This window comes from Rhodococcus sp. 66b, from assembly GCF_002076325.1.
Lineage (GTDB): Bacteria > Actinomycetota > Actinomycetes > Mycobacteriales > Mycobacteriaceae > Rhodococcus_F > Rhodococcus_F erythropolis.
Window position 1 is genome coordinate 333,401 of sequence record NZ_MUZB01000005.1, and the last position, 23,498, is coordinate 356,898.

Annotated in this window: 25 protein-coding genes; 16 read left to right on the forward strand and 9 right to left on the reverse strand. The window is 63.7% G+C overall.

What is annotated here, in order from left to right:
* Window positions 1-72 precede the first annotated feature (72 nt).
* Both B0E55_RS11835 and B0E55_RS11840 read right to left on the reverse strand, forming a co-directional pair.
* Window positions 73-327, reverse strand: a complete 255-nt coding sequence (locus tag B0E55_RS11835; RefSeq protein WP_003940950.1) for a WhiB family transcriptional regulator — start codon at window positions 325-327, stop codon at window positions 73-75.
* A gap of 255 nt (window positions 328-582) precedes the next feature.
* Window positions 583-1,539 (reverse strand): diacylglycerol/lipid kinase family protein, encoded by a 957-nt coding sequence (locus B0E55_RS11840; protein ID WP_080909749.1) that lies wholly within the window; start codon window positions 1,537-1,539, stop codon window positions 583-585.
* Window positions 1,540-1,580: 41 nt separating this feature from the next.
* On the opposite strand from B0E55_RS11840, the gene B0E55_RS11845 reads away from it, so the two are divergent.
* On the forward strand, window positions 1,581-2,051 hold the full coding sequence (locus tag B0E55_RS11845; protein ID WP_020907115.1) for a hypothetical protein: 471 nt from the start codon (window positions 1,581-1,583) through the stop codon (window positions 2,049-2,051).
* Window positions 2,052-2,077: 26 nt separating this feature from the next.
* Here the strand turns inward: B0E55_RS11845 and B0E55_RS11850 are convergent, their stop codons facing one another.
* Both B0E55_RS11850 and B0E55_RS11855 read right to left on the reverse strand, forming a co-directional pair.
* Window positions 2,078-2,557 (reverse strand): GNAT family N-acetyltransferase, encoded by a 480-nt coding sequence (locus B0E55_RS11850; RefSeq protein ID WP_003940724.1) that lies wholly within the window; start codon window positions 2,555-2,557, stop codon window positions 2,078-2,080.
* Between the two features lie 17 nt (window positions 2,558-2,574).
* Window positions 2,575-3,198, reverse strand: coding sequence for an acid phosphatase (locus tag B0E55_RS11855; protein WP_019747801.1), 624 nt, complete (start codon window positions 3,196-3,198; stop codon window positions 2,575-2,577).
* 71 nt (window positions 3,199-3,269) lie between these two features.
* Between B0E55_RS11855 and B0E55_RS11860 the strand changes: the two genes are divergently transcribed.
* The gene (locus tag B0E55_RS11860) at window positions 3,270-4,067 is read left to right on the forward strand and encodes a ParA family protein (RefSeq protein WP_003940948.1); all 798 of its coding nucleotides are present in this window, start codon (window positions 3,270-3,272) and stop codon (window positions 4,065-4,067) included.
* Window positions 4,068-4,082: 15 nt separating this feature from the next.
* On the opposite strand, the gene B0E55_RS11865 is transcribed toward B0E55_RS11860, so the two are convergent.
* Both B0E55_RS11865 and B0E55_RS11870 read right to left on the reverse strand, forming a co-directional pair.
* On the reverse strand, window positions 4,083-5,285 hold the full coding sequence (locus B0E55_RS11865; protein WP_198538412.1) for an Rv3212 family protein: 1,203 nt from the start codon (window positions 5,283-5,285) through the stop codon (window positions 4,083-4,085).
* A 9-nt stretch (window positions 5,286-5,294) separates the two neighbouring features.
* A complete protein-coding gene (locus B0E55_RS11870; protein ID WP_080909751.1) occupies window positions 5,295-6,899 on the reverse strand; it encodes a DEAD/DEAH box helicase in 1,605 nt (534 codons plus the stop codon).
* A gap of 400 nt (window positions 6,900-7,299) precedes the next feature.
* Here B0E55_RS11870 and B0E55_RS11875 point away from each other — a divergent pair, with 400 nt between their 5' ends.
* A complete protein-coding gene (locus tag B0E55_RS11875) occupies window positions 7,300-7,995 on the forward strand; it encodes a ferritin-like fold-containing protein (RefSeq protein WP_080909788.1) in 696 nt (231 codons plus the stop codon).
* 107 nt (window positions 7,996-8,102) lie between these two features.
* Window positions 8,103-8,333, forward strand: coding sequence for a DUF3107 domain-containing protein (locus B0E55_RS11880; protein ID WP_003942312.1), 231 nt, complete (start codon window positions 8,103-8,105; stop codon window positions 8,331-8,333).
* Between the two features lie 69 nt (window positions 8,334-8,402).
* Here the strand turns inward: B0E55_RS11880 and B0E55_RS11885 are convergent, their stop codons facing one another.
* Window positions 8,403-9,074 carry a TetR/AcrR family transcriptional regulator gene (locus B0E55_RS11885; protein WP_003942309.1) on the reverse strand — a complete coding sequence of 224 codons (672 nt, stop codon included), beginning with the start codon at window positions 9,072-9,074 and terminating at the stop codon, window positions 8,403-8,405.
* A gap of 329 nt (window positions 9,075-9,403) precedes the next feature.
* On the opposite strand from B0E55_RS11885, the gene B0E55_RS11890 reads away from it, so the two are divergent.
* The 3 genes from B0E55_RS11890 to B0E55_RS11900 are packed head-to-tail and all read left to right on the forward strand — an operon-like array spanning window position 9,404 to window position 12,585.
* Entirely contained in the window at window positions 9,404-10,450 is a 1,047-nt protein-coding gene (locus B0E55_RS11890) for a DUF3152 domain-containing protein (RefSeq protein ID WP_419789802.1), read from the forward strand.
* A gap of 47 nt (window positions 10,451-10,497) precedes the next feature.
* Window positions 10,498-11,685, forward strand: coding sequence for an adenylyltransferase/sulfurtransferase MoeZ (gene moeZ / locus B0E55_RS11895; protein WP_019747808.1), 1,188 nt, complete (start codon window positions 10,498-10,500; stop codon window positions 11,683-11,685).
* Between the two features lie 45 nt (window positions 11,686-11,730).
* Entirely contained in the window at window positions 11,731-12,585 is an 855-nt protein-coding gene (locus B0E55_RS11900; protein WP_007731227.1) for a TIGR02569 family protein, read from the forward strand.
* Here B0E55_RS11900 and B0E55_RS11905 read toward each other — a convergent pair.
* Window positions 12,582-13,262, reverse strand: a complete 681-nt coding sequence (locus B0E55_RS11905) for a FadR/GntR family transcriptional regulator (protein ID WP_020907120.1) — start codon at window positions 13,260-13,262, stop codon at window positions 12,582-12,584. The two genes, B0E55_RS11900 and B0E55_RS11905, sit on opposite strands and share 4 nt — an antisense overlap.
* A 93-nt stretch (window positions 13,263-13,355) precedes the next feature.
* On the opposite strand from B0E55_RS11905, the gene B0E55_RS11910 reads away from it, so the two are divergent.
* From B0E55_RS11910 to B0E55_RS11940, 7 genes are all read left to right on the forward strand, one after another.
* Complete coding sequence (locus B0E55_RS11910; RefSeq protein ID WP_019747810.1) at window positions 13,356-14,618, forward strand: MFS transporter; 1,263 nt, start codon at window positions 13,356-13,358, stop codon at window positions 14,616-14,618.
* Window positions 14,619-14,731: 113 nt separating this feature from the next.
* A complete protein-coding gene (locus tag B0E55_RS11915; protein WP_108912710.1) occupies window positions 14,732-16,132 on the forward strand; it encodes an MFS transporter in 1,401 nt (466 codons plus the stop codon).
* 49 nt (window positions 16,133-16,181) lie between these two features.
* The gene (gene nirB / locus B0E55_RS11920) at window positions 16,182-18,683 is read left to right on the forward strand and encodes a nitrite reductase large subunit NirB (RefSeq protein ID WP_020907121.1); all 2,502 of its coding nucleotides are present in this window, start codon (window positions 16,182-16,184) and stop codon (window positions 18,681-18,683) included.
* Window positions 18,684-18,773: 90 nt separating this feature from the next.
* Window positions 18,774-19,187 (forward strand): nitrite reductase small subunit NirD, encoded by a 414-nt coding sequence (nirD, locus tag B0E55_RS11925; protein WP_019747813.1) that lies wholly within the window; start codon window positions 18,774-18,776, stop codon window positions 19,185-19,187.
* Window positions 19,184-20,344 (forward strand): uroporphyrinogen-III synthase, encoded by a 1,161-nt coding sequence (locus tag B0E55_RS11930; protein WP_019747814.1) that lies wholly within the window; start codon window positions 19,184-19,186, stop codon window positions 20,342-20,344. The genes nirD and B0E55_RS11930 overlap by 4 nt, the downstream gene beginning before the upstream one ends.
* Window positions 20,331-21,080: a sirohydrochlorin chelatase gene (locus B0E55_RS11935; RefSeq protein ID WP_019747815.1), complete on the forward strand. Its 750-nt coding sequence runs from the start codon at window positions 20,331-20,333 to the stop codon at window positions 21,078-21,080. The genes B0E55_RS11930 and B0E55_RS11935 overlap by 14 nt, the downstream gene beginning before the upstream one ends.
* Window positions 21,025-21,672 carry a maleylpyruvate isomerase family mycothiol-dependent enzyme gene (locus B0E55_RS11940; RefSeq protein ID WP_080909753.1) on the forward strand — a complete coding sequence of 216 codons (648 nt, stop codon included), beginning with the start codon at window positions 21,025-21,027 and terminating at the stop codon, window positions 21,670-21,672. Before B0E55_RS11935 ends, B0E55_RS11940 begins: the two co-directional genes overlap by 56 nt.
* Before the next feature lie 35 nt (window positions 21,673-21,707).
* Here the strand turns inward: B0E55_RS11940 and B0E55_RS11945 are convergent, their stop codons facing one another.
* Window positions 21,708-22,475 (reverse strand): 8-oxoguanine DNA glycosylase OGG fold protein, encoded by a 768-nt coding sequence (locus tag B0E55_RS11945; RefSeq protein WP_003942311.1) that lies wholly within the window; start codon window positions 22,473-22,475, stop codon window positions 21,708-21,710.
* An 89-nt stretch (window positions 22,476-22,564) separates the two neighbouring features.
* Here B0E55_RS11945 and B0E55_RS11950 point away from each other — a divergent pair, with 89 nt between their 5' ends.
* Both B0E55_RS11950 and B0E55_RS11955 read left to right on the forward strand, forming a co-directional pair.
* On the forward strand, window positions 22,565-23,143 hold the full coding sequence (locus B0E55_RS11950) for a hypothetical protein (protein ID WP_029255052.1): 579 nt from the start codon (window positions 22,565-22,567) through the stop codon (window positions 23,141-23,143).
* Entirely contained in the window at window positions 23,140-23,493 is a 354-nt protein-coding gene (locus B0E55_RS11955; RefSeq protein WP_020907125.1) for a hypothetical protein, read from the forward strand. Before B0E55_RS11950 ends, B0E55_RS11955 begins: the two co-directional genes overlap by 4 nt.
* Window positions 23,494-23,498: the final 5 nt, after the last annotated feature.

Sequence of the window (23,498 nt, forward strand, 5' to 3'; positions counted from 1 at the left end):
TGGTGTCGGGCTGTCGTCTTCGACTGTGCGGAGGGGCTGTTCTCCGCCGCGAGTCGAACGTCTCGGTTCTACCTAGACGGAAGTGCGTGCACGGGTACGTGCGTTACGACGCTTGAGTGCGCGGCGCTCGTCTTCGCTCATTCCGCCCCAGACGCCTGCATCCTGACCGGACTCGAGAGCCCAGGACAGGCACTCGGCGGTGACGGGGCAGCGGTTGCAGACAACCTTGGCATCAGCGATCTGAGCGAGGGCCGGTCCACTGTTTCCCACCGGGAAGAACAGTTCGGGATCCTCGTCGCGACAGATTGCGTTGTGGCGCCAGTCCATCTTTTTTCGCTCCTTAATTGGGTGTGTATTCACACCATTTGGTACCAATGAGTTTGTGTGTGCGTCATCAATGTTTCCGCACTGTTACTTGTGAATGCTTTCACGAACTCGCGGTATGTCAATAGGTTTGAACGGGTTCGTGGGCCAACTCACTAATTTGTGACACACCTGACGGCCACCTGGGCGTCACCGGCATTTTACCCGATTTCGACTATTTGACACCAGAGTTTTTGCAGGTCAAACGTGTTGCCTGACTCACGTCGGAATCGGTGCGAACACTTCCAGTGCATCCGGGACCGAGGTGAATTCGACTTTTTCGCGAAGTCCGATGTAGTCGCCGTCCATCTGCAGTCCGATCGGTCGCGACGATTCGATGGTGATTGTCGGGACGTCGTCGGTGCGTAGAAGGACCTTCGATTTCGGTTCTGCGCCGCGTGCGAGGAGCTGTCGCACAACCCGCAGAGACGGTAGGACTTTGGTGCTCGTCATGGCGAAGATGCCGAGTCCACTGTCGAAGGTCGTTCCCGGATTGGTGTGTACGGGACGCTCTTCCAGATATGTCCACGGGCTCGAGTTCGACACGAACGCGTAGTGGACTCCGGAGACGGGATCCTGATCGGGGAGGTGGACTGTCAGGGCGGGCTCGGCTCGCTTGGCACGGAAGAACGCCGCGATTGCGGTTCGGACATACCGGGCGGGTGTGGCGGCGTCACCGTTCTTACGGCTGGCGTCGACGGCCTCGCATACATCGGCGTCGAGGCCCATTCCGGCGTTGAACGTGAACCAACGGTTGTCGCAGTGTGCGAGCCCGATTCGGCGTCTCGTTCGTTCCGAGAGTAGATCGACGAGTTGGTTTGTGGCGTCGATCGGGTCGGCGGCAATACCGAGTGAGCGCGCGAAAACGTTTGCCGAGCCTCCCGGGACGACAGCGATCGTCGGGATCGGACCGACCGAAACCGATTTCATCGACGCGGGATGCGGTGACCCGAGCAGTCCGTTGACCACTTCGTTGACCGTTCCGTCGCCGCCGTGGACGATCACCGAGCCGAAGCCGTCTTCGTGGGCTTCGCGCGCCAGTTCGGCGGCGTGTCCCCGATGTGTGGTGTGCGCCACAGTAAGTCGCACCCGACTCTCGAGGGCGTGTGCCAACAGGTCACGACCGGCAGCAGTGGTGGAGGTGGCATTGGGGTTGACGATCAGCAGTGCGCGCACGGGGCATGAGCCTATCCGGTGTCGTGTTCTAGGCTGGCCTCGTGCCGAATACCGCCAGTCCGAACGCCCTGCCCAAGACAGTCACATGGGCAGGTGCCCTCGTGACGCTGCAAGGGCTGGTTGCCGCCGGGTTCGCGATCGTCGCAGTGATTCGCGGCGCGACCGGTCACGATCAGAGCGTCACCAACGGATACGGATTTGCCGCCTGGGTCGCGATCCTCGGCGGCGCGGTGTTGGCTGCCGGTATCGCTTTGCTGACGGGCCGCCGGTGGGGCCGGGCAATCGCCGTCGTCGCGCAGTTGCTGCTCCTGCCGGTCGCCTGGTCGCTCCTGACCGATTCGCATCAGGTGCCGCTCGGCATCGTTCTGGGTGTCGTCGTTCTCGGCGCTCTGGGCTGCCTGTTCTCGGCTCCGACGTCTCGATGGATGGCAGCGGAGTACGGAGCGTACGCAGACGAGGTGTCGCCGGAAGAGGGACACCCGGACGAGACCGAAGAGCCGCGGGACAAGTAGGACGGAACGCCTACCCTGCTTCAGTCCTACTCAGCTTCGGCGGCAAGAGCTCCGAGGTGGGTGCCGGTCAGGCGATACGTGGTCCACTCCGTCTTCGCGTCGGCACCGAGTGACTCGTAGAACTTGATCGAGGGCGTGTTCCAGTTGAGCACCGACCAGGACAGCCGGGTGTAGTCGTTGTCGGTGCACTCCTTGGCGAGCGCGGCCAGAAGAGCCTTTCCGTGGCCTGATCCGCGCTGGCTGGGCTTGACGTACAGGTCTTCGAGGTAGATGCCGTGGGCGCCGTCCCACGTGGAGAAATTGCGGAACCACAGCGCCATGCCGACGACGTCGTCAGCCGAATTCACAGCGACGTGCGCGAAGGCCGTCGCGGCCGGCCCGAACAATGCCTCGCCGATCTGTTCCGCCTTCACGGTGCACTCGTCGAGGGCCTTCTGGTAGTCCGCCAACTCGTAGATCATGTCGGTGATCGGCTGGACGTCTGCGGGCGTGGCGCGTCGGATCATGGGGAGAATCTTAAGCCTCAAGCCTCCACTAGCGGCGGCACGTTGTGATGGACGAGGTGGCTGGCGCCGTGCTCGTAACCGAGAACCGTGTAAGCGCCCGGGAACAACGCGAAACGCTTTCCTTCGGTGACCGGGAGCTCGAGCCAGCGGGCGATGAGCGCGCGTGAGAAGTGGCCGTGCCCGATCAGGATCACGTCCCGCTCGGGTAGCTGCGAACGCACCATCGACAGCACCATGTCGGTGCGGGCATGGATCTGATCGGTCTGCTCGCCGCCGGGGCACGGGTGTGTCCAGACGGTCCAATCGGGCACCGTTGCGCGGATCTCGGGCGTCGTGAGGCCTTCGTAGTCGCCGTAGTCCCATTCGGAAAGTGCATCCCAGGTTCGCTCTTCCGGCAGGCCGGCGAGATCACCCGTCAACTGTGCGCGCAGCCGCGGACTCGTCAGAATCATGGGGTTCCGGAGGTCGAGGGTTCGCAAGCGATTTCCGGTCGCGGTTGCCTGCATCTCGCCGAGCGGAGTCAGCGGAACCTCGGTCCGGCCCGTGTGTTTCCCGGTGCGTGCCCACTCGGTTTCACCGTGGCGCATGAGTACGACGCGAGCACCGAGGGGGATCGACGAGGGGGCGGACTGGGAGGTCATGTCGACCATCATTGCAGGCTGCCTCGCGTGTGTAGCTCGCCTCCTGGCGCGAAGTGCGCAAGGATCTACGTGTGACGACGGTTCTCGCAGTGGCGAATCAAAAGGGCGGCGTGGCTAAAACCACTACCGTCGCTTCTCTCGGTGCGGCTTTGTCCGCGCTCGGACAACGAGTTCTGGTGGTGGATCTCGACCCGCAGGGCTGCCTGACGTTCTCGCTCGGACACAACCCCGATCGCCTCGAGCGTTCGGTCAACGAGGTCCTGGCGGGTGATCTCGACGCGGTCGACGCCGTGCTGAAAACGGACGACGGTATGGATCTCCTGCCGGCCACCATCGATCTCGCGGGCGCCGAAGCGCTGCTCCTGATGCGACCCGGTCGAGAGTTCGCGCTCAAGCGGGCGCTGTCTCCGCTCCTGGGTTCTTACGACGTCATCATCATCGACTGCCCACCGTCGTTGGGTGTGCTCACACTCAACGGATTGACTGCGGCGCAGTCGGTTCTGGTTCCACTGCAATGCGAAACCCTCGCACACCGCGGCGTCGGACAGCTGCTGCGTACGGTTCGTGAAGTCCAAGCGATCACCAACCCGGATCTTGTTCTGCTCGGCGCACTTCCGACTCTGTACGACGCTCGAACCACGCACAGTCGCGACGTACTCGCTGACGTCAGTGACCGCTACTCCCTCGCCGTTCTGGCGCCGCCGATTCCACGGACCGTCAAGTTCGCCGAGGCCTCTGCTTCCGGCGCGACGGTCCTTGCCGGGCGAAAGAACAAGGGCGCGGATGCCTATCGAGAACTCGCCGACAATCTCGTAAAGCATTGGGCTGGAAATGAAGTCGTGACTTTCGCGCCGGAACTGGCGCTCTGAGGAAGGCGAGAGCTTCTAGCGCAGCGCGAACAAGGTATCGCCGCGCTGTTCCAGAATCGTCTCGCCCGCACTGGCGAGCACGATCGGCGTCGTCGTCTCACCGCGGTCGACTGCGATCATGCGCTGCACCGCTCCGTCCGACGGGCTGACGGCTGCAATGCCGCCCGGAACGGGGATGAGCATCTGACCGGCGACCATGCTTCCGGGCCCGGACGTTCCGTTGACTATCCACGTCGGAGCCAGATCGCTCAGGCGGAGGTTGACGGTCTGCGAGCCGGTCCACCAGGTGATCGAAGCTTTGTCGGCGTGGGTGCGGGCCCCTTCGGTCACCGCTCCCTCGATCGGATAGTCGACGATCGGATTGCCGGTTCCGTCGAAAATGGTGATGCGAGAAGCGGTTCCGTTGGCGGCAGGGAGGTAGACGGCCGTCTTCTCGCCGGCCACGGCAAGCAGGCGGGCGCCTTCGGAGTCGAGGAGAATCGAGGATCCGTACTCTTCGGGTTCCTGGGCGTCCTTCGGTGCGGGGTTCATCACCGTCAACCTGTTGGAGGCTTCACCCGGGCAACGCTCGAGTACCGAGACTCGGTTGGCGCTCGACGCAGCGTCGAGCAGCGTGCATCCGGTGCGGGGTTGCTTGTTCGGATTGACCTTCGCGTCGACCCTGCCGTACTCGAGAGTTCGGACGAGGTCCGAGCGCCACAGTTCCATTCGCTCACTGCCGCGTGAGATCAGATAGGTGCCGTCCGCCGACAAGGTGACCGCGGAATCGGCGTCGCTGTTGCGCTGGTCCTTTCGGGCGCCGGTGTCGGCGACCAGTGACGTGACCTGAGAGCAACCGCGATTGTCCTGATAGACGCTGACGACGCGATCCCACGAACCGATCGCACCGCACAGGGGAATGTTGCGCGCGTATCGCCACACTTCTTCGCCTGTTGCCGGGTCGCGGCCGATCACGTCGGAACCGTCGGCGGTGACGACGGCATTTCCGACGGTGATCGGTGCCGTCGAGTCGGCACTGGGAGATTCCCACGTCTGCCTCAGGATGTCGGGTAACAACACCGACGTCGACAGAGGTGGGAGTGGAGATTCGGCGGTGACCGAGGTGGTTCCGCGCGCATCACTGCGCAACCACACCACGGTCACCGCCACGATTACGGCCAGCGCGATTGCCAGCGCACCGATCACATCTGAGCGAGTACGCCTTTCGGGAGCCAGCACATCGGCAGCTTACTCTGCGGCGCCTGCCGTCGCGGAAGCCGCGGGCCGACGACGCCGACGGCGACGCGGCTTGGCCGCTCCGTCTTCGTCCGAGTTCTCGGTAGCGGTTGCCGCCGGTGCCGAAGGGGGAGCTGTGGTGGCGCCGGCGATGGTGGACGTCGCGGCGTCGGTCGAAGCACCGGCGCGGGTACGGCGGCGCGTCCGGTTGCGACGAGGCGCGGTCTTCTCTTCGTTGCCGTCGGCGTCGGCCGTCTTCGGCGCGTCTGCTTTGTCCGTTGCCGCCTTGTCGGTTGCAGCCTTCTCAGGGGCGGGCTTGGCCTTGCGAACAGTGCCCTTGGCGTCGGCCGGAATCGACAGCTCTTCGTAGAGGTGCGGCGAGCTCGAGTACGTCTCGACCGGATCGGGGATTCCGAGGCTCAGTGCCTTGTCGATGAGCTGCCAGCGAGGAATGTCGTCCCAGTCGACCAGCGTGACAGCGATGCCGGTGCGTCCGGCGCGTCCGGTACGACCGATGCGGTGGACGTAGGTCTTCTCGTCCTCAGGGCACTGGTAGTTGATGACGTGGGTGACATCGTCGATGTCGATGCCGCGTGCGGCGACGTCGGTGGCGACCAGCACGTCGACCTTGCCGTTGCGGAAGCCCTTCAGGGCCTTCTCGCGGGCAATCTGTCCGAGGTCACCGTGGACGGCACCGACGGAGAAGCCGCGCTCGGCGAGATCGTCGGCGACTTTCTGGGCTGTGCGCTTGGTGCGGGTGAAGATCATCGTCGCGCCGCGGCCTTCGGCCTGCAGAACACGGGCGACCATCTCGGCCTTGTCGAGAGCGTGCGCACGGTAGATGTGCTGGCTCGTGCGGTCGTGCACGGCGGAGGATTCGGCTTCCTCGGCGCGGATGTGCGTCGGCTGCGTCAGGAAGGTGCGAGCCAGGGTGATGATCGGGCCGGGCATCGTGGCGGAGAAGAGCATCGTCTGACGCTTGTCGGGGACCATGCCCATGAGGCGTTCGATGTCGGGGAGGAATCCGAGGTCGAGCATTTCGTCGGCCTCGTCGAGGACGAGAACGCCCACTTTGCCCAGGATCAGGTGTGACTGGTTGGCGAGGTCGAGCAGGCGACCCGGGGTGCCGACGACAACGTCGACGCCCTTCTGCAGTGCCGAGATCTGCGCCTCGTACGGCCGACCGCCGTAGATGGGCAGAACCTGGAGACCTCGGTCGCCGACTCGGAGGTACTTGCTGGCGTTCTCGAGGTCGCGAGCGACTTGGATGCACAGCTCGCGGGTGGGAACGATGATCAGAGCGCGAGGCGTGCCGTCGAGGACAGCCGTGCCGTTCTCGGCGGTGACGATGCGATGCAGGAGCGGGACGCCGAAACCGAAGGTCTTGCCCATTCCGGTGCGGGCCTGACCGATGAGGTCGTCACCGGCGAGAGCCAACGGAAGGGTGAGTTCCTGGATGGCGAAGGTGCGCTCGATGCCGATCTCGTTCAGTGCGCGGACGATTTCGTCGCGGACACCGAGTTCGGCGAAGCTCGGGGGTACATGGGTGTCGTCGAGCTGGACGGAAACGGTGTTCTCGGTTGCTTCGTCTTCGTGGTCGACAGTGATCTTGCTCAGGGGACTAGCCTTTCCTCGTGGCGGTACGCACGCACAAGGTAAGGGGCCAGGCCGTAAATCGGCCGATGTCGATGCCCTCTTTTTCTTCGGTCATGCCTACGCCTCAGCACTGAATTCCACTCGGACGAATTCGAACCGTCCGGAGATCTCGGCGAAGCGGGCAACAACCGTCGATGCAGGTGCGCGCACATTATCGGTGGGGTCCGCGTGAGCACAGTCGTGTCGGCTGACCTAAAGCAGCCGTCCCGGCTAACCATAAGAGCCGGGGGAACTGGCGAACTCCCAAGACCATTGTAGCTGCACGTTGTCCGCCCCTCGCGATGACATGTCGAAGATCACCGAATCGGACATGCGGTCCTTGGCGGTCGCGTCGGCCGTCGAAGCACTACAGTTCGTAGTCATGGGCGCACACGATCTTGATGCTTCGACGGACGCTGGAACCGGAGGCCGAGTCGCTTCCGATCACCCCGGCGTGATCGATTTGTTTGCCGTTCTCGCCTACGGCGAGATTTCGGCGTTCTACCGGTTGGCGGAGGACGCACAAATGGCACCGGACCTGCGAGGCAAGGTGGCGTTCGCCAGCATGGCCGCCGCCGAGATGGACCACTTCGAGACTCTGGAAACGGCGCTGACGGAACGTGGCCACGAGATCTTTGCCGTCATGGACCCGTTCGTTCGTGCTCTCGACAACTATCACGCGTCGACGACACCGTCGACGTGGCTGGAATCGCTCGTGAAGGCGTACGTCGGCGACGGAATCGCTGCCGATTTCTACCGCGAGATCGGGCACTCCCTCCCGGCGGATGTCGCCGAGATCGTCGAGGACGTGCTTTCCCAGACGGGCCACTCGGAGTTCGTGGTGCTCGAGGTGAAGGCAGCAGTGGAGGCCAGCACCCGCGCCAAGGACCGGCTGATGTTGTGGGGACGCCGTCTACTGGGTGAAGCAATCACGCAGGCACAGTTCGTGCTGGCACAGCGTGATGACCTCACGGATCTGGTGATCTCGGCCTCGGGTGACCTCAACGGAGTTGTCGCGTTGTTCGACGGTATGCAGGCAAAGCACGCCGAGCGGATGGCGATTCTCGGACTCGTCTAGGTGCCTGTTCGCTCTGGGCACAGCGTGCAGAGGAGCGTGGGCGGTCGCTGCTGCATTAGCCTTGCGTCGACAACGGATGTAATTCACGAACAGTTCGGAGGTTGACCGTGGAGGTCAAGATCGGTGTAATCGACAGCCCGCGTGAGCTCATCGTCAACAGCGAACAGACCCCTGACGAGGTCGAGACACTGGTCGCGGCTGTCCTCGGTGGCCGCGAGCCGGTTCTGGCTCTCGTCGACGACAAGGGCCGCAAGTTCCTGGTGCAGGCTTCTCGCGTGGCGTACGTGGAGATCGGTCCGTCCGATATCCGCAAGGTCGGATTCGCGCCTACCGTCTGACGCGTAGCTGTAACAGCAGAATGGGCGGGCAGTCGTGAGACTGCCCGCCCATTCTCGTTCGGGTTCCGGTTACTTGGTTTCGGCCTGCAGCGGCACGTGTGAGAGACCGCCCCACGCCAGTGTCACGGTGATTTCCACGGCCTCTTCCTTGGGGATCGGCCGCGCGGCTTCGAGCCAGTACCGCGCCGTGAACTGGCTGGCACCGACCAGACCGACCGCAAGAATGCGCGCGCGGTACGGATCGAGTCCGGAATCCTGACTGACCAGGTCGAACACGGCGTCGACGCAGGCTTCGGTGGCTTGTTCGACGCGTGTCTGGACCTGAGGTTCGCCCATGATGTCGGACTCGAACACCAGGCGGAAGCCCTGCGAGTCGTTGTCGACGAAGTCGAAGAACGCCTGGACTGCGGCGCGGACACGCTGTTTGTTGTCCGTCGTCGATCGCAGGGCCTGGCGTACACCCGAGATGAGGCTGTCGACATAACTCTGCAGGACTGCGACATACAGTTCGAGCTTGCCTGGAAAGTGTTGGTACAGGACTGGCTTGCTGACACCGGCGCACTCGGCGATCTCGTCCATGCCGGCCGAGTGGTACCCGTTCGCGACGAATACCTCACTTGCAGCTGCGAGGAGCTGGAGGCGGCGCGCATCGCGGGGGAGTCGGGTGCTGCGACGTGTTCCGGCAGGCTTGCCAGCCGTTGTACCGCGATCGGAGTCTGTCCGATCCGCGAGTTCTGTCATGTCGCTTCCAATCTGAGCAAAAGTAAATTCGGTCGGCGCGCGGATCCGCGAGTCGCGTGTGCGTACCCGCCAGTATCCTCCGTCACACCGGTCGTAGCCGAATGAACGATACCGTGTGTCGCCCGGGCGAGTCGCGCGTGCCTCGGTGAGCGAGACCAGCGGTCTTTCTCGTTACAGGACGGGTTGCCATGACACGCCAGGACCAGCATGTTTCGGTCAGCCCGGGCGAGCGACTTGCCGTGTGTGAGATTCTGGACGACGTGACTGACCCAGGGGGACCGCGCATGCGTGGACGAACTACGCAGAACCCTGAACGTGAGGAACGTCGAATGCGTAGCGGAACTGGAGCGCCCCGCGACGAACGTCGGCCAGAGGTGCCGGATGATCGTGCCTACGGCGAACGCGACTATCGCGGCATTTCCTCCCATCAGCCCTTGCGTGCCCAGTGGGATCCGACCAAACGAGAAGTGGGCCGAACCCCGCGTAATCCGCGGCCGGACCGGGCAGCGCGAAAGCAGAGCAAGCTCGGGCGCTTCGTCTCGACATACGGTTGGCGGGCCTACGCGATTCCGGTTCTCGTGGTGCTTACCATCCTTGTGATCGTCGACGCAGTACGTCCGGACGCCACGGACACCGCGAGCAAGACGTCGGCCACTGCCGACCTCGCCCACAGCACCGACGGAACCGACGTCATCGGTGCGCCGCCGGCCGGAGACGGAACCTTTGCGTCGTCGGTACCGTCCGGTGCTCTCCCCGACGGTGGTCCGTTCACCGTCGCGGGCGGCGGAACGTGGCACGTCGTACCGGGTACGACGGGCAAGGTCGGACAGGGAACCGAACGCGAGTTCACGTACACGGTCGAGATCGAGGACGGCGTCGACACGACCGGTTTCGGCGGTGACGAATCGTACGGACGCATGGTCGATCAGACGCTGGCAAATCCGAAGAGTTGGACCAATGATCCCAAGGTCGCGTTCCGGCGCGTCGACGCGGGCGAGCCGGACTTCCGGATCTCCTTGACCTCGCAGATGACTATCCGTGAAGGCTGCGGATACGAGATCGAACTCGAAGGATCCTGCTACAACCCGAGCATGGACCGAGTCCTGCTCAACGAACCGCGCTGGGTGCGAGGCGCCATTTCGTTCCAGGGTGACATTGGTTCGTATCGGCAGTATCAGATCAATCACGAGGTCGGCCATGCCATCGGATATGCCGCCCATCAGCCGTGCGAGACCGAAGGTGGACTCGCACCGATCATGATGCAGCAGACCTTCGGAACCGCGAACAACGACATCGCTAGGCTTGATCCCGAGGGCGTCGTTCCGATGAACGGACTCACGTGCCGCTTCAATCCGTGGCCGTACCCCCGAGCGTGACCGGATCGAGAATCCCTGATCTCGTCTTGAACTAGGAGTGTTTTGCGGTGTCTGCAACACCCGTCGTATTGCCACCACTGGTGGAGCCGGCAGCCGAGTTGAGCCGGGAGGAAGTTGCCAGATACAGCCGGCACCTGATCATCCCGAACGTGGGCATGACCGGCCAGAAGCGGCTCAAGAATGCGCGAGTCCTGTTCATCGGCGCCGGTGGATTGGGTTCGCCTGCACTGCTCTATCTCGCGGCCGCAGGAGTGGGCACCATCGGGATCGTCGAGTTCGACGAGGTCGACATGTCGAACCTGCAGCGTCAGGTGATTCACGGACGCTCCGACGTCGGACGCCCGAAGGCGGTCAGCGCGAAGGAGTCGATTCTCGAGATAAACGAGCACGTCGACGTCCGGTTGCACGAATTCCGCCTGGACAACTCCAACGCGGTCGAACTGTTCTCGGAGTACGACCTGATCCTGGACGGTACGGACAACTTCGCGACGCGGTACCTCGTCAACGATGCCGCCGTCATCGCCGGAAAGCCGTACGTGTGGGGCTCGATCTACCGCTTCGAAGGGCAGGTCTCGGTCTTCTGGGAAGACGCCCCGGACGGCGCGGGACTGAATTATCGCGATCTTTACCCGGAGGCGCCGCCGCCCGGCATGGTCCCCTCGTGCGCCGAGGGCGGTGTTCTCGGAGTCCTGCCTGCGACCGTCGGTTCGATCATGGCGACCGAGGCGGTCAAGCTCATCACGGGGATCGGCGAACCGCTTCTCGGGCGCCTGATGATCTACGACGCTCTTGCGATGACGTTCCGGACGATCCGCCTTCAGCGTGATCCGACCCGCGTGCCGGTCACCGCCTTGATCGACTACGACGCGTTCTGCGGTGTCGTGTCCGAAGAGGCGAGCGCTGCTGCTGTCGGCTCGACGATCACGGCGCCGGAGCTGGAGGCCATGATCGGCGAGGGACGATCGATCGAGCTGGTAGACGTACGAGAACCGGTTGAATGGGACATCATGCATCTGCCGGGGGCGGTGCTGATCCCGAAAGACCGCATCCTTTCCGGTGAAGCTCTGGCGACGTTGCCGCAGAACAAGCAGATAGTTCTGTACTGCAAAACCGGCATTCGTTCGGCTGAGGCACTGGCCTTTCTCAAGAACGCCGGTTTCTCCGACGCAGTTCACGTTCAAGGCGGCGCGATCGCCTGGGCGAACCAGGTGGATGCGAGTCTGCCGGTCTACTAGGCGCGCCTCGCGGGAGGCGGCGCCGCGCACCGGTAGCGTTGGGGTGTGAGCACAGGCCAACCTCCCCAGCACGTGTGCTCCACCTTCGGCCTCCGTGAAGTCGATCCCATCCCACTCGGTGCGGATTGGGACGGCGGGTGGCTGTGTGGAGACGTCGTCCTTTCAGCAGTCGCGGATCATGCCCGCGCAGCGTGGTCGGCGAAGGTGCGAGAGAACCTCGAAGTCGACGGCGTTCGGTTGGCTCGACCGGTGCGTTCGACCGACGGTCGTTACGTCGTCTCGGGCTGGCGTGCCGACACATTCATCGTCGGATCGCCGGAACCACGTCACGACGAAGTGGTCTCGATGTCCTGCCGACTGCATGCGGCGACGGCCTCGCTCGAGCGCCCGCGCTTCCTTGCACAACCGCCGGTGCCGCCGTGGGCCGAGGTCGACGTATTCGTCGCCGCTGATCGCGCGGCATGGGAAACGGTTCCGCTGAGGATCGCGAAGGGCGTCGAGCAACTCGAGACGCCCACTCCGGACGGTCGCAAAAGTCTGGAACTGATTGCCGGGCTCGCTACTTTGCGGAAGCCGGTGCAGAGCCCGGACCAGCTCGTGCACGGCGATCTGTTCGGGACGGTGCTGTTCTCGGGCAGTATGGCCCCCGGAATCACCGACATCACGCCGTATTGGCGACCGGCTGCGTGGGCCGCCGCCGTCGCTGTGGTCGACGCGATCTCGTGGGGCGGGGCAGACGAGGCACTGGTCGGCCGGTGGGAAGATCTCCCCGAGTGGCCGCAGATGCTTCTACGCGCGGTGATGTTCAGGTTGGCAGTTCATGTTCTGCATCCCCGCTCGACGGCGGACGCGTTCCCGGGGTTGGCCCGTACGTCCGACATCGTGCGCTTGCTGCTCTAGATCGGGGCGCCGGTACCGAAGTCCGAGACCAGGCCCTCGAACAACTCGCGTGCGGCGTTCGAGGCCGCCACGGTGTTCCCGTCGACGACAGCGTTGACGAGGTTCGCGTGCTGCGAGTGGAACCCTTCGCCGGTTGCATCGATGTGCTGTTGGATCGTGGTCTCGATGACCGGGAGCAGGGAGTCGTAGAACTCCAGGTAGACCTCGTTGTGGCTGGCCGCGACGATTGCTCGGTGCAGGGCGACGTCCGCGGTGGTGGCAGCGTCGATGTCCTGACCCTCCCATGACGCGGTGCGAAGCTCGAGTAGTCGCGTCAGTTCGGCGATGTCGTCTTCGGTTCGCCGTGCGGCGGCGAGGGTGGCCGCGGTGATGTCGAGTGCGCGCCGAAGTTCGAGTACATCCCGCTGGTGGGCGCCGGCAAAGTAGTTGCCGAGAGTGCCACCGAGGTCGGAGACAGCAACGACGTAGGTGCCCGATCCCTGACGACGTTCCAGCATTCCGGCGTGAACGAGCGCCTGGACCGCCTCGCGCACGGTATTGCGACCGGTCCCGGTCAGCTCCGACAGTTCCGGTTCGGTGGGGATTTTGGAACCGATCGGCCAGGTTCCGCTCCGGATCTCGTTGCGGAGTTGTTCGGTGACCTGCGAGATGAGACTTGCGCGTCGAACGGGTTGCACGTGGTTGTTTCCTCGGGTCCGGGTAAGTGGTGTGAATGTGACGTTAGATTACCGCGCTTGTGCGAGTTCGTCCGGTCATCCTATGATTTCCCGGTGACTGCTCAACTGGAGAGAACCGAAACCCGCTCGTTGATACAAGGCCGTGTGCTCGTCTTCGCTGCGATTGCGATGTCTGCGCTCGTACTTCGACTTGCGGTGACCTCGTTCTCGCCCTTGGCGGCCGAGATTCGCGACGAGATCGGCTTCTCCGCCTCGATCGTCGGTGTCTTCGGCATGGTTCCGACCGCAATGTTCGCCATCTTCGGTCTCATCACTCCCGCCATCGCGAAACGTATCGGGCTCGAGCGAACGGCCCTCGTCGCGATGCTCATGGCCGGCGTCGGAATGCTGTTGCGCGCCATGATGTCTCAGACATGGTCGTTGCTGGCCCTCTCGGCTCTGGCACTGGCAGGTATGGGAATCGGCAATGTCGTGATCCCACCGTTGGTCAAGCGGTACTTCTCGGATCGCCTCGCCACCATGAGTTCGGTCTACATCGTGGCCGTGCAGATCGGCACCATCGTTCCGGCGTTCGTCGCAGTCCCGGTTGCCGACGCCTTCGGGTGGAGGTTCTCGATCGGCTGGTGGTCCGCCTTCGGCTTCGCCGCAGCCGTGCCGTGGTTGATCACCCTCGCTCGCTCGCGCAAGGCTCGCGCGAACGAAGCCGGGTCCGTCGAGAATGCATCGGATTCGGTTGCGGCAGTGGCAGAACAGCCACGCGGTCAGGTCTGGCGTTCTCCCGTGGCCTGGGGGATGGCCGGCATGTTCGGCATGACCTCACTGATCACGTATTCGATGTTCACGTGGATTCCCTCGATCCTTCGTGACGCCGGAGCCAGTGATGCGTTCGGCGGAACGATGGTCGGAATGTTCTCGGTGATCGGGCTCGTCGCGGCGTTCGGTGCGCCGACCCTGTGCGCCCGCATGGCCAATCCCTTCCCTGTCGTGATTGCGTGTGCCGTCTGCTACCTGGTCGGCATGGGCGGGCTGTACTTTGCCCCGATGGCGGCGCCGGTCGTGTGGGTTGTCGTCCTGGGCCTCGGTCCGAGCACGTTCCCGATGTCGCTCACGCTGATCAACCTGCGTACTCGTTCGCACATCGGTTCCTCGGCACTGTCCGGCTTCACCCAGGGCATCGGCTACTCCGTTGCCTGCCTCGGTCCGCTCCTGTTCGGCGTTTTCCACGACGTGTCCGGTGGATACGCTGCGCCGTTCGGCCTGCTCGTCGTCGCGGTGATCGTGGTGCTCCTGGGCGCCTATCAGGCATGCAAGCCTCGGATGCTCGAGGATTCCTGGCACGCACCTGCGAAAAACTAGCTCACACCCGGTCTTGTTACCGGGTGAGGATCAATTGACTTCGCGGTCATCGCACGCAGCACCGGCGCAATAACCGTTTTCTACCTTTGGGTCTCCAACATATTCAGGAGGCCCTGGTGAGTCATTACATCGAGCATTGGGATGCAGAGGACGTCGACGCCTGGGAATCCGGCGGCAAGGACATCGCGAAGCGGAACCTGATCTGGTCAGTGGTAGCCGAACACGTCGGCTTCTCGATCTGGTCGATCTGGTCCGTGATGGTGTTGTTCATGCCGACGGATATCTACGGCATCGACGCGGCCGGAAAGTTCTTCCTCGTCGCAGTGCCCACACTTGTCGGGTCGGTCCTCCGCATTCCATACACGGTTGCCACCGCACGGTTCGGTGGTCGCAACTGGACCGTCATGAGTGCGCTGTTCCTCTTCGTACCAACACTTCTCACGCTCTACCTGATGATGAACCCGGGTGCGTCGTACACCACGTTCATGTTGGTAGCGGCCACTGCAGGTATCGGCGGCGGCAACTTCGCGTCGTCGATGACCAACATCAATGCCTTCTACCCGCAACGCCTCAAGGGGTGGGCGCTCGGTCTCAATGCCGGCGGCGGCAACATCGGTGTGCCGATGATCCAGCTGATCGGTCTGCTGGTGATCGCCACCGTCGGTAACCGTGCTCCGTGGATCGTGTGTGCTGTCTATCTCGTGTTCATTGCGGCCGCGGCCGTCGGTGCCGCGCTGTTCATGGACAACCTGGGCAACCAGAAGTCGGACCTGCGCTCGATGGCCAAGGCACTCAAGTTCTCCGAGTCGTGGGTGATCAGCTTCCTGTACATCGGTACGTTCGGTTCCTTCATCGGATTCAGCTTCGCCTTCGGTCAGGTTCTGCAGATCAACTTCCTCGCCGGCGGTGCCACTCCGGCCGCGGCCGCGCTGCATGCAGCACAGATCGCCTTCATCGGTCCGCTCCTCGGTTCGATCGCCCGGCCCCTCGGCGGCAAACTGGCCGACCGGATCGGCGGCGGCAAGATCACCATGTGGACGTTTGTCGCCATGGCATTCGCTGCATCGATCCTCGTGACGGCCGGAACGATGGACGACAACACCGCGGGCGTCGCCAGCGCCGGAATCATGGTGACATTCGTTCTCGGATTCATCGCCCTGTTCCTGCTCTCCGGCTTCGGAAACGGATCCGTTTACAAGATGATCCCGGCGATCTTCGAGGCGAAGGCTCAGAGCTTCGACCACATGGATCGAAGCGAGAAGGCAACGTGGTCGCGCAGTATCTCCGGTGCTCTCATCGGATTTGCCGGTGCGGTAGGCGGTTTGGGCGGCGTCGGCATCAACCTGGTGCTGCGCGCGTCGTACAGCAGCCCCGCGAAGTCGGCGACCATGGCCTTCTGGGTGTTCCTGGCCTTCTACATCGCCTGCATCGCAGTCACCTGGTTCGTCTTCCTGCGCAAGCCGTCGACGCTGACCACAGACGTCGACGAGGCGAAAGTCGCAGTCACGGCGTGAGCGGTCCGCAGAATCTCAGAACTATCTCGTACCTCAGGAAGTAGGCGTCATGAGCAAGTCGGTTGTTGTCATCGGACACGGAATGGTCGGACACCGATTCGTCGAGGCACTGCGTTCGCGCGACGAAGCGAACAACTGGTCGGTGACCGTACTCTGCGACGAGCAGTACGCAGCGTACGACCGAGTCGGGCTGTCCTCGTACGTCGGAGCGTGGGACCCCAAGGAATTGGCACTGGCCGGCAACGATTACGTCGGCGACAGCCTGGTCGACCTCCGAGTGGGGGAAGGCGCGCTCTCGATCGACAAAGATGCACGCACGGTCACGACGACAACCGGCGAGACGATCTCCTACGACGCTCTGGTGATGGCGACCGGTTCGTATCCGTTCGTGCCTCCCGTACCGGGGCACGACGGCGACGGATGTTTTGTCTACCGCACCCTCGACGACCTCGACGGTATCCGGGCCGCCGCCGAGAAGGCGGGTCCTGGCGCTGTCGGCGTCGTGGTGGGCGGCGGTCTTCTCGGACTCGAGGCCGCAAATGCTCTCTCGCTCATGGGAATGACGGCACACGTCGTCGAACACAATGCGCGATTGATGCCGATGCAGGTCGACGAGGGCGGCGGCGCACTGCTCGCTCGCCTCGTCACCGAACTCGGGCTCACCGTTCACACCGGAGTCGGGACGGCGGGAATCTCGCAGGCCGACAACGGAATTGTGGTCGAACTCTCCGACGGCTCCACCATCGACGCGTCGCTGCTCGTCTTCTCCGCCGGAGTTCGTCCGCGAGATCAGCTGGCCCGCGACGCCGGCATCGCAGTGGGGGAGCGCGGCGGCATCCTGACCGACCTCGGCTGCGTGACTTCGGACGAGAACATCTATGCCGTCGGAGAATGTGCTGCGGTGGAAGGCCGTTGCTACGGTCTGGTTGCTCCCGGCTACACGACGGCCGAGATCGTGGCCGATCGTCTGCTCGGCGGCGCCGCGGATTTCCCGGGCGCCGACATGTCCACCAAGCTCAAGCTCATGGGCGTCGACGTCGCCAGTTTCGGTGACGCGATGGCGACCTCACCGGGAGCTCTCGAAGTTGTCCTCAGCGACGCGTCCAAGGGGACATACGCGAAGCTCGTGGTCTCCGATGATGCGAAGATCCTGCTCGGCGGCATTCTTGTCGGTGACGCATCGGCCTACGCGTCACTGCGCCCGCTGGTCGGTCGCGAACTACCCGGTGACCCGGCGACATTGATCTCGCCTGCGGGGGAGAAGCCGGGTGCAGGCTCGCTGCCCGACGATGCCGAGGTGTGCTCGTGCAACGCGGTGACCAAGGGAGCCATCTGCGGCGCAATCGCGGCCGGCGCATGCGACATTGCTTCGGTGAAGGCGTGCACCAGCGCCGGAACCACCTGTGGCGGTTGCCTTCCCACTGTGAAGCAGCTGCTGGCCGATTCCGGCGTCGTGATGTCGAAGGCACTGTGCGAGCATTTTGCGCAATCGCGGGCCGAGTTGTTCCAGATCGTCCAGTCGACGCAGACCAGAACCTTCTCGGCGCTGATCGCCAAGTACGGCAAGGGCGCCGGTTGCGACATCTGCAAGCCCGTAGTCGCTTCGATTCTGGCATCGACGGACTCCGATCACATCCTGCACCGCCAGCAGGCGTCGTTGCAGGACACCAACGATCACTTCCTCGCGAACATCCAGAAGAACGGTACGTACTCCGTGGTACCTCGTATGCCTGGCGGCGAGGTCACGGGTGAGCAGCTCATCGTCATCGGTGAGGTGGCGCGTGACTTCGGCTTGTACACGAAGGTGACCGGCGGTCAGCGCATCGACTTGTTCGGGGCTCGTGTCGAACAGTTGCCCGCGATCTGGAAGCGTCTCGTCGACGCCGGGATGGAATCGGGTCAGGCGTACGGCAAGTCCCTGCGGACGGTCAAGAGCTGCGTCGGTTCGAGCTGGTGCCGCTACGGTGTTCAGGACTCGGTGGGAATGGCCGTCGACCTCGAGAACCGCTACCGCGGCCTGCGTTCGCCGCACAAGATCAAGTTCGGCGTCTCGGGATGTGCTCGTGAATGCGCCGAAGCGCGTGGCAAGGACGTCGGCGTCATCGCGACGGAGAACGGTTGGAATCTGTATGTGGGCGGCAACGGCGGACAGTCGCCCAAACACGCTCAGCTGCTTGCCGGAGGCCTCGACGACGCAACCTTGGTCAAGTACATCGACCGCTACCTCATGTTCTACATCCGCACCGCCGATCGCCTCCAGCGCACGGCGCCGTGGGTCGAATCACTCGAAGGCGGACTCGATCACCTCAAGGCCGTTATTTGTGAAGACAGCCTGGGAATCGGCGAAGAACTCGAGGCTCTGATGGCCAAGCACGTCGAGGGCTACCAGGACGAATGGGCTGGTGTGCTGGGTGATCCGGAGAAGTTGTCGAGGTTTGTCTCGTTCGTCAACGCACCGGAAGAAGCCGACCCGACGGTTGTGTTCGACGAGACCGGAGTGCGCAAGGTTCCAGTCCTGATGGGTATGCCGAGCATCCCTACGCGCCGGTAATAGTCGCGTAACCCGTGGGAAACACGGGGTCCGTAGAAACGTAGACAAGAACCCGCGCGACGTTGTCGCCGGATCGACAGGAGGACTTCGATGAGTGTCATCGATGCGCAGATCGCCAAGCTGGATTCGGATCGACTCGAATGGACGTCGGCCTGCCCGCTGAGCCATCTGATCCCTGGGCGCGGGGTCGCCGTGCTTCTTCGCGGCGGCGAGCAGGTGGCGCTGTTCCTGCTAGAGGACGGCACACTGCGGGCTGTCAGCAACTTCGATCCGTACGGCCGCGCCGCGGTGATGTCACGCGGACTCGTCGGCGACCGGGACGGTGAACCGATCGTGGTCTCGCCGCTGCTCAAGCAGGCGTTCTCGCTGGTCGACGGCCGAGCGCTGGACGACTCCGCGGTCGCGCTGCCGGTATACGGAGTTCGCGTGTGGGCCGGCGTCGTTCAGGTACACAGCCTTCAGATGCAGGGCGTTCGCTCGACTGTCGCCGATGCAGTCTCGTGAGTGACGACATGCCGTTGGCTGGATTCACGGTAGGTATCACCGCTTCGCGCCGCGCCGAGGAATTCGCGACGTTGCTGACTCGTCGGGGAGCGGACGTCGTTCACGCTCCGGCGATTCGGATCATCCCTCTCGCCGACGACCGCGAGCTCGAAAGGGTGACACAGCAGATCATCTCGGATCCTCCCGAGGTGGTTGTCGCCACCACCGGGATCGGATTCCGGGGTTGGCTGGAAGCAGCCGACGGGTGGGGTGAGGCGGAAAATCTCGGATCCGCGTTGGGCTCGGCTCGTCTGCTCGCGCGCGGACCCAAGGCGAAAGGGGCAATCCGCGCGGCCGACCTTCGTGAAGAATGGTCTCCGGCATCCGAGTCTTCCGCCGAAGTGCTCGAACATCTTCTTGCAGAAGGTGTCTCGGGAAAACGAATCGCCGTTCAACTGCACGGCGCCACTACCGAATGGGAGCCGATTCCCGATTTCTGTCAGGTGCTGCGCGACGCGGGCGCCGAGGTCATCGCGGTCCCTGTCTATCGATGGGAACCGCCGGAGGATCCGACGCTGCTCGACCGGATGATCGACGCCATCGCTTCAGCTGGAATCGACGCCGTCAGCTTCACCAGTGCACCGGCCGTTGCGTCGATGTTGATGCGCGCCGACAAGACCGGGGATCTCGGCGACATTCTCGACGCGATGCGGGGTCCGGTGGCGGCAATGTGCGTCGGCCCGGTCACCTCGGCGCCGCTCGAAGCCTTGAATGTACCGACCACAGCCCCGGCGCGGGCGCGTCTCGGGGCGCTCGCGCGACACATCGTCGACGAACTCCCGCAGCGAGCCAACAAGATTCAAGCCGGTGAACACGAAATCAGCATCCGCGGCGGTTGCGTCGTCGTGGACGGTGAAGTGAAGCAATTGCCGCCGGCTGCGATGTCGTTGATCCGTACTCTCGGTGCCAGCCCCGGCCGAGTCGTCTCCCGCGACGAACTTCTGGCATCTCTTCCCGGAGGCGGCGGCGACACCCATGCCGTCGAGACCGCCGTCGCCCGATTGCGCGCGTGCCTCGGTGCGCCCAAAGCCGTTCAGACCGTGGTCAAGCGGGGCTATCGACTTGCCCTCGACCCCGGCGACTACGTACAGAATCCAGGTGACTATGCAACGCGATGACGATGTACTCGTACTGGTAGCTCACGGCACGCGTAGCCCACGCGGCGTGGAAATGGTTGCCGCCCTGGCCGAAGCCGTCGGCACGCGCGTCGGGCGCACGCGCGTTGCCTTTGTCGACGTGCTCGGTCCGTCACCTTCTGAAGTCCTCCGGGACACTCCGGGGCGAGCGATTCTCGTACCGGCCTTCCTGGCGTCCGGCTACCACGTTCACACCGATGTTCGACGCGAAGTGGCGATCAGTGAGCACTCGGCTGTGACTGTGACGCCCGCACTCGGACCCGATCCGGCGCTTGCGCGCGTGCTGCTCCGACGCTTGACCGAAGCGGGGTGGAGTCCAGGCGACGCGATAGTGCTTGCTGCCGCCGGGTCCTCCGATGCGCGGGCGCTGCGAGACGTCGAGCGTGCTGCGCTGATGCTCGCCGAAGCGGCGGGGATCCGGGTGGACATCGGATACATCGCGACCGGGGAACCGAAGGTAGCCGATGTCGTTGCAGCAGCACGCGTTCGCGGCGCGAAGCGAGTGTTCGTTGCCTCGTACCTCCTCGCACACGGACTGTTTCACGAAAGATTGCACGCTGCAGGAGCCGATGGTGTGACCGAACCGCTCGGCGTCGATCCGGGAGTGGTGGACCTTGTCGTGAATCGGTATGAGAGTGCGCGAAGGGAACTAGTATCGCTGCATGACGTCTCACTCCGTAACGCCGACGTATGCCGACCTGGTCGCCGCAGTTCGTGAATCCGACGTCAAGGCACAGGCTCTCATCGGTGCACTGACCGAAGAGCAGGCGCGTGAGCCCTCCGGGCTCCCCGGGTGGAGCCGGGGACACGTCGTGACGCACATGTCGCGCAACGCCGACGCGCTGGGCAGATTTGTCGCCGGAGTGCAGGGCGGCGAATCGGGGGAGATGTATCCCGGGGGACCGGACGCGCGCAATGCTGCAATCGAGGAAGGTGCAGATCGCCCGGCTGAGTTGTTGGCTCTCGACTACCGCTTCTCGGGAACGAGACTGGTCGACGCGTTGTGCGAGATCCAGGCAGATCGACTGGACACGCCGGTGCCGTGGCGCAAACCTGTGACGGCATTCGATCTGCCGATTCTGCGCTGGAACGAGGTCGAGATTCACCTGATGGACCTCGACATCGGCTACACCTGCCACGACTGGCCTGCCGAGTTCGTGGAATTCACTCTCGCCCGTCAGTTGGGCGCACTCGAGACAGCGGTCCCGGGTGTACGTGTTCCTTCGCTGTCGGATGCGGAGACCTTGGCCTGGTTGGTCGGGAGGCCGACGAGGGTGGGGCTGCCTACCCTCCCTGCCTGGCCTTTCTGAGACACGGCCTTTCTGAGACACGGCCTTTCTGAGAGTTAGAACAGGGTGGGGGCGCTGACGTCGTTGCGTGCTTGGGCCAACCGCGCACTCCACCGTTTCACCAACCACATCTCGACGATCTCGGGTTGGGTGCCGGCGGCATAGGCCCAACTGTCGAGCAGTTCGCAGTACCGGCGGTAGCGACGCGTCGTGAAGCCCGTGACGGAAGGATCCTCGAGCCAGCCCTCGTGGATGAGTGTCGAGACGCCGTACTGATCGATCATCTGAGCGCGTCGGCCTTCGTCCTGTACGCCCACCGCCCACATGAAAGCGGCCATGAGTGATACCCCCACGCCGGGCGTGAGTGGCCACCCGGACCAGGTGTCGCGCCGCACGACCGGCATCGACTTGTTTTTCGAACAGTGATCGAGAATGGCTGTGATCTGGGTCAGCGGATCCTCGTCTTCGCGGTGATGCGGATTGAAGACGTTGGGGAACCGCCGCGTGAACCGTCTGCTTTCGTGCGAGCCTTGCCAGGCCGCGCAGAGAAACAGCAGTCCGAGGCCGTCGTGCTGGGCGACAACGAGGTCGCTCGACGGGCGAAGGTCGTTGCGTTGAACGATGGCTCGGCCTTCGGTGATCACTTTGCCGTCGAGATCACGCCCGCGCAGGCTGATGGTGTGGCCGGCGTCCTTCAGGTGCGCATTCCACCAATCCAGGTCGACGGTCGCTTCGTCGTCGAGGACGTGCAGTGGAAAGGTGCGGGAGCGGCACCACTCGACCAATGCGTCCGGCGGTTCGAATCCTTCGTCGACACGATTCATGGCGCGATGATCCCACGAGTCGCCGACAGGGATTCGTCCGACGCGCAGGTCACCGAGATGGAACCGGACACTCGCGGTACGCTCCGCTCATGAAATTGGCGTCCTCGCAGGTGCGGCCGGCGCTGTGGACGGTAGCCATCGCCTTGACGGCCACGGGTCTGAGCGGATGCATCGGTGCCGTCGATCGGATGGATTTCGACAACCAGATGCGCGAACGTGGCGGTGGGATGACGTCGGAGTTGGTGCGAGGCGGGTTCGACAGCCTCGCACATAGATACGGCGTCGACGCGATATCGGTGACCAGCATCGACATCAGCCCGATCGAGACGCTCGGGGTCACCGTTCGTGACCCCGGGAAGCCGTCACAGCTCGACAGATTCTCTTTCGACGGCGTCATTCTCGGCGAGCCCATCCCCGTGCAAGTCAGTGTCACCGACGATCTCGATGCGCGATCGTTCACGCTGGATCAAGTGCCGGCATTGGCGAATGTCGAGAAGTTGGTCGACGACGCGCTGGCGAGCAGCGGAGTCGACGACGGCGAAGTCTCCGGGATCTCGGTCAGTCGCACCGAGTCGATACACGCCTCCGTGATGGTGGAATCCCCACGCTCGCGAGTACTTGTGGTCTTCGAGCCTGACGGAACTCCCTTTCTGGTGCAGCCGCTGTGAGCCGCCGAATCGCTCCGTTACTGATCTCGGTAGCGGTGATCGTGGTCGTGGGAATCTTTGCCGCACTGCTGTCTTCGGTGATCTGGCCCGGCCAGGTCGCGCACTTGGCGCCGATCTTCTGTGAAGAACCGACATCGAGCGCGATGGTCGTCTCGGATTCCTTTACCGACGGCGACGGTACGTCCACCAATTTCACGCTGTACTGCGTCGGACCGCGCGGTCAGACCGTTGATGCCGGCTGGCTGCTGCCGTTCTTGGTGCTGTGGGGCGTGTATTCGCTGGTGCTCGCGATCGTGGTCGGCGTGATCGTGCTGGCGGACGTCGGCCGGCGCGGGCGCCGAAACCGCTGACCCCG